The sequence below is a fragment of the Streptomyces sp. a15 genome (assembly GCF_059026085.1).
The window spans coordinates 1-1,699 of sequence record NZ_JBWLKM010000218.1 but is presented as its reverse complement, the minus strand read 5'-3'; the positions used below and the strand labels follow the sequence as shown (position 1 = coordinate 1,699).

The window sequence follows — 1,699 nt, the reverse complement described above, 5'->3', positions numbered from 1 at the left end:
TCCGCCGAGCGGTTCGTGGCCTGTCCGTTCGCGGCCGGGGAGCGGATGTACCGCACCGGTGACCTGGTGCGCTGGACGGCCGACGGCGAGCTGGTCTTCGTGGGCCGGGCCGACGCCCAGGTCAAGATCCGGGGCTTCCGTGTCGAACTGGGCGAGGTCGAGGCGGCGCTGGCCGCGTGCCCCGGTATCGGCCAGGCGGTCGTCATGGCCCGCGAGGAGCGGCCCGGTGAGAAGCGGCTGACCGGGTACGTCGTCCCGGACGGCGAGGACGTGGACGACGAGTTGCTGCGTGAGCAGCTGGCGAAGGTGCTGCCCGAGTACATGGTCCCGGCCGCCCTCGTCGTGCTCGACGCGCTGCCGCTGACCGCCAACGGAAAGGTCGACCTCAAGGCGCTGCCCGCGCCGGACTTCGCGGGCCGGGTGGCGGGTCGTGAGCCGCGTACCGACGCGGAGCGGACGCTGTGCGAGATCTTCGCGGCGGTGCTGGGCCTGGAGCGGGTTGGGGCCGAGGACGACTTCTTCCACCTCGGCGGGGACTCGATCACCTCGATGCAGGTCGTCGCCAGGGCCGGTCGGGCCGGGCTGGTCCTGACACCACGTCAGGTATTTGACGTGCGTACGCCCGAGAGGCTCGCGCTCGCCGCCCGACCGGCCGAGGTGAGGGCCACGAGCGCGGTCGAGGACGCCGTCGGGGAACTGCCCTGGACGCCCGTCATGCGTGCCCTGGGCCGCGCCGCGGCCCGTCCAGGATTCGCGCAGTGGGCGGTCGTCGCGGCGCCGCCGGCGCCGGGTGAAAAGGTCCTGGCCACCGCCCTTAGGACGCTGCTGGACACGCACGACATGCTGCGCGCCCGGGTGGCGGCGAACGCGCCGACCCTCGTGGTCGCCGACCGCGGGTCGGTGGCCCCCGCCGGACTGGTGACGCGGGTTGAACCCCGGACCGACGAGGACCTGGACCTGGCCGCCGAGCGGGCGGCACGGGACGCGGCGCACCGGCTGGACGCGGCGGCCGGGGCGATGGTGCGGCTGGTGTGGGTGGACGCCGGGCCGGAGCGGACGGGGCGACTGGTGCTGGTCGTCCACCACCTGGTGGTGGACGGCGTGTCGTGGCGGATCCTGCTGCCGGACCTGCGGACCGCGTGTGAGGCGGCCGCGGCGGGCCGGGCCGCGGAACTGGACCCGGTGGGGACATCGTTCCGGCGCTGGGCGGACCTGCTGGAGTCCGAGGCGCGGCACGAGGACCGGATCGCGGAACTGGAGCGCTGGCGGGAACTGCTCCGCGACGGTGACGCCCCGATCGGCGCGCGGGCGCTGGACCCTGCCCGCGACACCGCCGCCACCCTCCGGCACCGCTCCTGGACCTTGTCCGGCGCACCGGCCCACGACCTCGTCGGCCGCACCGCGGCCGCCTTCCACTGCGGTGTCCACGAGGCGCTGCTGGCCACGCTGGCGGGCGCGGTCGCCCGCTCGCGGTCCGGCGCGGACAGCGCGGTGCTGGTCGATGTCGAGGGCCACGGCCGCGAGCCGCTCGCCGACGCGGATCTGTCGCGCACGGTCGGCTGGTTCGCCGACGCCCACCCCGTACGGCTGGACACGGCGGACATCGACCTCGCTCAGGCGCAGGCCGGGGGAGCGGCGGCGGGGGCGTTGCTGAAGGCGGTGAAGGAGCAGTCGCGGGCGGTGCCCGGGGACGGGCTCG

1 protein-coding gene is annotated in these 1,699 nt (G+C 75.5%); it reads left to right on the top strand.

Features of this window, described 5'->3' with window-relative positions; genetic code table 11:
• Positions 1-1,699: condensation domain-containing protein (locus tag AC5P09_RS51725; protein ID WP_493880596.1), on the top strand; the 1,699-nt coding region annotated here is incomplete at both ends.